Consider the following 8,527-nt stretch of genomic DNA (forward strand, 5'->3'; position numbering starts at 1 on the left):
CGGTTTTAAAACCAGAATACTATCAAAAATCACTTCTTTAAAGGTTATACAATACATTAATAAAGTCATTTTTGATAGAAATATTAATAATATTAAAGTTAGTATTATTTAAAATGCACAACGGGTATAATTATATAATAGTTTTACTCATCATAAAAGTCGCAAGAAAATTAGACTTATATTGCGGTTTCATTCTTTACAACGCATTTGATATGAATAGAAGAGATTTTTTAGAAAAGTCAAGCCTTTTATTAGCAGGTTTGGGAACATCTAGTATTTTACACCCCTCCATTTTAAAAGCTTTATCTATAGAGCCTATCGCGGAATCCACTTTTTACGATGCAGAGCATGTTGTTATTTTGATGCAAGAAAATCGCTCATTTGACCATGCTTTTGGCTCCTTAAAAGGAGTAAGAGGTTTTTTAGATAAAAGAGCCTTTACAAAGCAAGATGGACATTCTGTTTTTTTTCAAAAGAACAATCATGGGAAATATGCTGCTCCTGAAAGATTAGATTTACAAAATACAAAATCTACCTGGATGAGTTCTTTACCTCATTCATGGGAAAATCAACAAAAAGCTTTCAATAAAGGAAAATACGATCATTGGGTTCAAGCAAAAGCTTCTGAAAACAAAGACTATCAAGACCTTCCTTTAACTTTAGGTTATTACAATCGAGAAGACCTCCCTTTTTATTATCAGCTAGCAGATGCCTTTACTATCTTTGATCAATATTTTTCATCTTCTCTTACCGGCACAACGCCAAACAGGCTTTTCTTTTGGTCAGGAACTCTTAGAGAGCAACAAAGCGGTAAAGTAAAACCCAATATTTACAATGAAAATATTGATTATGACGAAGCAAGACAAGCCAAATGGAAAACATTTCCAGAAATATTAGAAGAACAAAATGTTTCATGGAAAATCTATCAGAATGAAATTAGTTTACCAAAAGGAATGTCGGGTGAGCAAGAATCATGGTTGGGTAATTTTACAGATAATCCTATAGAATATTTTTCAAAGTTTAATGTGAAATTTTCAAAAGGTTATTATCAGCATATTCCGAATATGATTGATGCTTTAAAAAATGAGATTGAAAAAAATCCCGATCACAAACAAAAGCTAGAAAAAAAGATTGCTGAACTTCTTGACGATCAAAAAAAATATACCCCTGAAAATTATTCAAAACTTTCTCAAGCTGAAAAAAATCTACACGAAAAAGCATTTACAACTAATGTAAAAGATCCTGATTATGGAGAATTAGAAATTGGAAAAGATGAGAATGGGGAAAGATTAGTCGTACCTAAAGGAGATGTTTTATTTGAGTTTCGTAATGATGTTGAAAATAAAACTCTCCCACTAGTTTCTTGGTTAGTTGCCCCTGAACGTTTTTCTGATCATCCCGGTTCACCTTGGTATGGTGCATGGTATATTTCTGAAGTGTTAAATATTTTAACTCAAGATCCTGAAACCTGGAAAAAAACAATTTTCATTATTAATTATGATGAAAACGATGGTTATTTTGATCATGTTTTACCTTTTGCTCCTCCCGTGAATCCCACTCAGTCTGTTGATTTAAATGGAAAAGAAGGAGCGGAATATGTAAATAAAAAACAGGAATATATGTCAAAGCATCCTTTGGAGCATTATGAAAAAGTTGAAGGAACAATAGGTCTAGGATATAGAGTTCCTATGATTATTGCCTCTCCATGGACAAAAGGTGGTTTTGTAAATTCTGAGGTTTCAGATCACACCTCTATTCTGCAGTTTTTAGAGAAATTTATTCAGCAGAAATTGAATAAGAATGTCACGCTAGATAACATAAGTGATTGGAGAAGGGCTATTTGTGGAGACTTGACGTCTGCTTTTGGCTCTTCTCAGAATACAATCTTTCCTCAAATGAACTATATCAATCAAAAAGACTATGCAAAAACTATTAATTCAGCAAAAAATAAACCTGTTCCTTCTTTAAATTGGTATTTGGAAAAAGATTTAAATTCAACCTTATTAGAGATTCAAGAAAGAGGTGCCAAACCATCTAACCCACTTCCATATAATTATCATGTAAATTTAGAGGAGGGAAAAATTAATATGATTAATTTAAATGAAACAGGAATTCCTTTATTAATATATGATAGAACCCAATTTGCAAATGATAAATTCTATTTTTCTTATGCTTTATATTCCAAACAAGAACTATCTCATATTGTAAATCTTGATGGTAACTATAATTATGAAGTTTTCGGACCGAATGGATTTTATAGGAATTTTAAAGGAATACAAACTCCAAAACACCATGTATTATTGATCAATAATACACTAAAAAATGAAATCGAATTCATATTTAAAAGTGATCAAATTACCAACGATCCTGTCATAGTAGAAGACCTATATGAGAAAAAAACAAAAGAAATATCTCTCAATCATCCCCAACAATGCCTATCTATTAATCTCAATAAAACAAAAGGTTGGTATGATGTAAAGATTAATATAGGAAAACACATTTGGCATTTTGCAGGAAGGATAGAGACGGGGAAGACGTCTATTTCAGACCCTCACTGGATATAAAATTATTATAAAATATTATTTAAAGCCTATAAACTGATCGTATATAGGCTTTTTATATGACCAAAATCATAAAAATAGTTCTTTTTTTTTTATAATATCGTATCTGTAAAAGTAAATATCCCTAAAGAAAATAGTTAGGCTAGAAATAATTAAATAAAAAAACATTACTTTTTATTTCTCACATTATTGAATTTTATTAATTTCACATGTATAAAAACCAAAATATCATGAAAAAACTAAAAGCTAATTTAGCATTATCCTTCGCAGCATTAGCCATTTCGACTAGCTTAAGTGCACAAGACAGTAACACTGATAATCATACCATTACCATTTCTATCCCAGAAGTTGCGTTGGTAGACATTGAACCGGCAGCTACGAAAAATATTACTTTAGGTTTTACAGCTCCTACAGAAGCAGGTAATCCAGTTACGCCAAGTACATCAAATACAACACTTTGGCTAAATTATTCATCTATAAAATCTGTTGCTGATCCCACACGAAATGTTTCTGTAAAGGTAAATGCAGTCATTCCTGGAATAGACATAAATGTAACCGCTGCTGCTGCCACAGGCTCTGGAGGTGGAACTTTAGGAACACCTTCCGCACAACTTACATTGAGTGCATCTGATCAAACAATTGTATCTGGAATTGGTAGTGCATATACTGGAAACGGTGCTAATAATGGTCATAATTTGACCTATGCTTTAGCAGCAGGAAGTGGTCCTGGAGGCGTTGCTGATTATGCAGACCTACAAGCAACAGCATCAACTGTAGCTACGGTTACTTATACTATTTCGGACAACTAAGATATAAAAGTCATTCGATCTTAATCCCAATAAGAAGAAATTTGCTTAGCAAGTTTCTTCTGAATTCATTATTGTCACAATTTTAAAACCAAAACTTTACATCCAAAATGATAAAGCGCATTTTCCTGTTTATCTTTTTACTCTCCCATATCAGCTTTCTATATGCTAGCATTACTATACTTAATGGTCTTACCCATACTTATAAAGTAGAAAAGGGGACCCTCTATAAGGGTAAAATAGAAATTGAAAATACAGGAAAAAAAACACAAAATGTAAAATTATTTTTACAAGACTTTTCTTACCAATCCAATGGTACTATTAGCTATACTACTCCCCATACCAATAATAAAACTAATGTAGATTGGATAACCCTTAATACCAATCAACTTACCCTGAAAGCAAAAGAAAAAAAAGAAGTGTATTATGAAATCATTATTCCTCCTAATATTTTAGAACCAGGTAGCTATTGGAGCGTTATTATGGTAGAACCTGTGGAAGATATAAAGCCCAATGACAATAAAGAAGGAGTAAATATTACTTCTATAGTTCGGTATGCTATACAGATAGTTACAGATTATGAGGCAGAAAAAGCCAAACCCAATCTTATATTTGAAAGTATAAAAATTGATAAAGTAGAGGGAAAACAAACTGCCAATATTGCAGTAGCAAATAAAGGCAATTTATATTGTAAACCTTCAGTAACCCTTGAAATCTACAATCGTAAAACAGCAGAAAAAGTTGGAGTCTTTTCAAGCCCTCCAATGGGCTTATTGCCACAAACCTCTAAAACATTCCAAATCGATATTGATAAATTAGTACCCGATAAATATAATGCTATAATACTTTCTACTGATGAAAATGAAAATGCTTTCGCACTCAATGTGGAATTAGATTTAAAAAATGATTAAAATTTGGGCGTCATATTTTATCTTATTCTTCCCGGTAATTCTTTTTTCTCAAAAATACACAATAAAAAAAGATAGTCTGCAACCTGGAACATCTACTTCTATATCATTTACTTTAGAAAATATAACTTCTGATGTCAAAATATATGATATCTTCATTACTTCCTCAAGCCCTGATATTTTCCCTATCTTAAACAAGAATGAATTAGAACTTGCCCCGCAAGAAAAAACAGCATACATTATTCCATTACGTATTTCTGCAGAAGCTGCAGAAGGAATATATTCGGTAACGTTAAAAGGAATAGAAAAAAATAAAAAGGATGGTTTTATAAAAACTTCACAAATTGTCATTTCTGCCCATAGAAAAATTACTCTTACCTCTATAGACTTTCCAGAGTTTATAAAAGCTGGTGAAATAATTAAAACTTCATTCCTTTTAAAAAACGACGGAAATGTAAATGAAAGTCTTATCCTCGAAAGTAAAAATGGATATATCGAGGAGAATCCTATACAAATTTTATCTCCAGGAGAAAGTAAAATGATACAGGTCAATAAAATAACAGACTCCAATCTAGGCAAAAATGAATATCAAAACATCAATCTCTCTGTTTATAATATAGATAACCCAAACGAGATTCAAAGTGTTTATACGAGTACTAAAGTGATTTCTATAAAGCCTTCCGAAGATGATGTTTACCATAGGCTTCCCGTATTTACTTCATTATCATATATTGGAATGCAAGACAAAGGAAGTTTTAAAGATGGATTTCAAGGTGAAATCTATGGAAAAGGTAGTTTAGATAAAAATAACAAAAGTCTTATCGAGTTTCGTGCTATTTCAAAAAATCCTGTTGAATTTAATTCGTTTACCCAGTATGAAGAATACTTTATAAATTTTAAGCATGACAACATCTATTTCCATTTGGGTGATAAAAATTATTCGGCTTCATTTCTGACAGAATTTTCACGTTATGGGCGTGGAGTTGAACTACGCTATGATTTAAAAAAAATGAGTTTTGGAGGATTCTATAATCATCCTAGATTTTTCAAGGATATTAAAGATGAGTTTAACGTATATTCAAAATATTTATTAGGGAATCAGTCAGAAATTTCTGTCGGATACTTATACAAAATACCTCGATTAAAAGAAGATTCATTTAGTTTTACCAATATGAGGTTAGACTCTAATGCTCATCTTCCTTACCTTACTGGAAAATTTAATATATCAAAAAATATTGAAATCTCTGGGGAAGTTTCATATAGTAAAACAAATAAAACTAATGGAACAGGATATATGGCGCAAACCTTTCTTAAATTTGAAAAAATAAACGGAAATCTTACTTATATAAAAACTAGTCCAGAATTTTCCGGATATTTTTCAAATACCCGAACATTCAATGGTAATATACAATATAGAATTACCAACAATATTAACATTTTTACAAATTATATACAGGATATAAAAAACTTTCAACGGGACACTTTATATCTTGCTGCGCCTTATAGAAAATCTTTTCAGTATGGTGTACAATATAAATATTTGTCAAATGGATCCCTCATGATATACAGTGGATTTCAAAAATATCAGGATCGTCTCGAGCCAAAACAATTTGATTACTATGAAAACTTTTTTAGAATAGCGGTCAATCAACAAATTGGAATATTCCAATTGAATATAGAGGCCCAGTTTGGCAAAACGGAAAACTACCTTTCTCTATTCAAAGGAACCTCTAACTTTTATACAGCAAATTTAGGATTCGAAAAATTTAAAACCTCCTTTAATCTTTATGCCAGTTATGCTAATACTTCACGTTATCAAATGCAAAGGGATAAACAACTATATTATGGAGCAAGAATCTTAAGCCGAATTTCTGACAAAACCAACTTTAGTCTTTTTTACCAGAACAATTATATCCCCGAAGAGTATTATAATGATCGTAATCTTTTTGAAGTATTGTTTCATCAACAATTATTTCCTAAACATTCATTAGATATTTCTGGACGCTATACATTACAACACGGTCAAGTTGGAAATAAAGATTTCATATTCTCATTGAGGTATACATTACAATTAAATACACCTACTCAAAAGATAGCAGAATACACATCTTTGTCAGGAAATATTCAAAATCTTGGCGTAAAAAAAACGGAGGGTATAAAATTAAAATTAGGAGATTATTTATCAATTACTGATAAAAATGGAAATTATGTATTTAAAAATATTATTCCTGGAGATTATTTACTAGAAATAGATAGATCAACTGTAGAAATTAACGCCATCACTAATATTTCTTTGCCAACTTCTATAATATTGACTAATAAAGAAAATATATTCAATTTAGGATTAACATTAGCAGCCAATATTCAGGGTAATATTAAACTTTCTGAAGAAGGAAAAAGCTCTACAAAAGTTCATTCAGAAATAGAAAAGAAAAAAGAAAAAAGTATTATTATAGAAGTAACTAATGGGGAAGAAACTTATCGAAAAATAGCATATATTAATAATCCTTTCGATTTTACTTATCTACGCCCTGGAGAATGGAAAGTGAAAGTTTATAGAAATGGTTTGGACAAACGTTATAAAATTGTAATGAGTACATTCCAATTTACCCTTACACCATCTCAAACTCAAGACGTAACAATACATATTGTAAAACAACAAAATGAAATAAAATATCAACAAGGGGACATACAGATAAAATATAGTGAAAATAAAAGAAGAAAATGAAGTTAAATAAATATATCATATCTATATTGCTCTGTATGATATCTAATATCGTATTTACACAAACCACAGGAAATAGAACCGCATCTTTAGTACTTCCTATTGTCACTTTATTAGATATAGAGCCCACAGGAAGTATTACGATGAATTTTGTAGCTCCAACAGAAGCAGGAGCATCTATAACCAATCCTACTGCTAATACTACCAAATGGATCAATTATACTTCCGCAATTGCACCCGCAGGACTTACCCGAAGAGTTACCGCCTCTGTTAATCAAACTATCTCAGGAATTGACGTAAAAATACAAGCTGCTACTGCATCTGGGTTGGGAGGAGGAACTAGAGGTACATCATCTGGTCAAGTTACTCTTAGTACAACTGCAACAACTATTATTTCAGGAATTGGAGGTGCTTATACAGGAACAGGAGCTAATAATGGTCATCAGCTCACTATCAGTCTTGTCGTTAATAATTATAATAACATTTCTTCAATCTCGAGTATTCCTATTGTTATTACCTATACAATAACAGAATAAATTAATAATAAAATGAATTTAAATATAACTAAATTAATTACTAAAAGGAGTTCATTAATATTTAGTACTTTTATTATATCTATATATCCTATTCAAGCTCAGACATTAACAGTTAGCGGCACTAATTGGGCAGTGAGTATACCTTCTATTACAGAAGCTGGTACTAATTATACAGGAACTTACGAAAGTGCTACAAATCAAGTTATATTAACAGCCAGTGTTCCCCTTTTATTAGGCAACGGAAAAGTTTCTGTTCACTATGAACCTAATCCAACTTGGAATACTTCACTAATTTTATCCGCTAAAAGAACAAATAATGGAAGTACAATATGTGCTCTATGTACTATAACAGGTGGAACTACATATCAAACTGTAACCCAAACTGATATTGAATTATTTAGAATACAAGCAGTATTAGCACTTGCATCATACACGGGTATCAATATACAACTACAATTAAGCGGTGTATCAGTCACTATTCCCGCTACCACATATAATAGTAAAGTAGTATTCACAATAAGTGCTATTTAATTTTAGCCTGTAAATTAGCATTAAATAAGCCTTAATAAGAGATTAAGCACAAAAGTTGGGAGGATCTTTTACACCTGATTCAATGTTTTCCTTTTGCTATAATGGGTTATCGATCGTTTTCATGTACAAAAACTAGCCATAGAAGCTTTACAAGAAATTACAATTAAACACCGGTGGCAAAGGCTGGGAACAATAAAATAACTTCATTCTATCTACAAGAAATAATATCTTCCCCCTGAATCGTTCCAGAATGGAGGTAGATCCCCTAAGCAACTCTTAGCTAGAAGTAGGTACTTACTTTATAAAAATAGAGAAAAATAGAGTAAGGCCCATACACAGAGAACCAAAACATTATAAAATCTGTTTTTCTCCAAACTTTTTGCTTAGCCCTCAACTTTTGAGACTGATCCGTAAGTTTCAGAAGTTTGAATCGTTGAAGTATCTAGATAAAAAAAGTCTC

Annotated in this window: 6 protein-coding genes and 1 pseudogene; all 7 read left to right on the forward strand. The window is 31.2% G+C overall.

From position 1 onward, the window contains the following. Positions 1–112 (forward strand): annotated as a pseudogene (locus tag CHRY9293_RS19015) (IS982 family transposase); the annotation flags it as partial. 100 nt (positions 113–212) lie between these two features. Then, complete coding sequence (locus CHRY9293_RS17865; protein WP_162034217.1) at positions 213–2,564, forward strand: phosphocholine-specific phospholipase C; 2,352 nt, start codon at positions 213–215, stop codon at positions 2,562–2,564. Between the two features lie 227 nt (positions 2,565–2,791). After that, a complete protein-coding gene (locus CHRY9293_RS17870; RefSeq protein WP_162034218.1) occupies positions 2,792–3,370 on the forward strand; it encodes a hypothetical protein in 579 nt (192 codons plus the stop codon). Positions 3,371–3,477: 107 nt separating this feature from the next. Beyond that, complete coding sequence (locus CHRY9293_RS17875) at positions 3,478–4,278, forward strand: DUF3324 domain-containing protein (RefSeq protein ID WP_162034219.1); 801 nt, start codon at positions 3,478–3,480, stop codon at positions 4,276–4,278. Then, positions 4,271–7,003: a COG1470 family protein gene (locus CHRY9293_RS17880; protein ID WP_162034220.1), complete on the forward strand. Its 2,733-nt coding sequence runs from the start codon at positions 4,271–4,273 to the stop codon at positions 7,001–7,003. The genes CHRY9293_RS17875 and CHRY9293_RS17880 overlap by 8 nt, the downstream gene beginning before the upstream one ends. A gap of 35 nt (positions 7,004–7,038) precedes the next feature. Next, positions 7,039–7,536 (forward strand): hypothetical protein, encoded by a 498-nt coding sequence (locus tag CHRY9293_RS17885; protein WP_228455590.1) that lies wholly within the window; start codon positions 7,039–7,041, stop codon positions 7,534–7,536. A gap of 132 nt (positions 7,537–7,668) precedes the next feature. Then, positions 7,669–8,067 carry a hypothetical protein gene (locus CHRY9293_RS17890; RefSeq protein ID WP_228455591.1) on the forward strand — a complete coding sequence of 133 codons (399 nt, stop codon included), beginning with the start codon at positions 7,669–7,671 and terminating at the stop codon, positions 8,065–8,067. Positions 8,068–8,527 lie beyond the last annotated feature (460 nt).

Source organism: Chryseobacterium potabilaquae (assembly GCF_902728265.1).
Classification (GTDB): domain Bacteria; phylum Bacteroidota; class Bacteroidia; order Flavobacteriales; family Weeksellaceae; genus Chryseobacterium; species Chryseobacterium potabilaquae.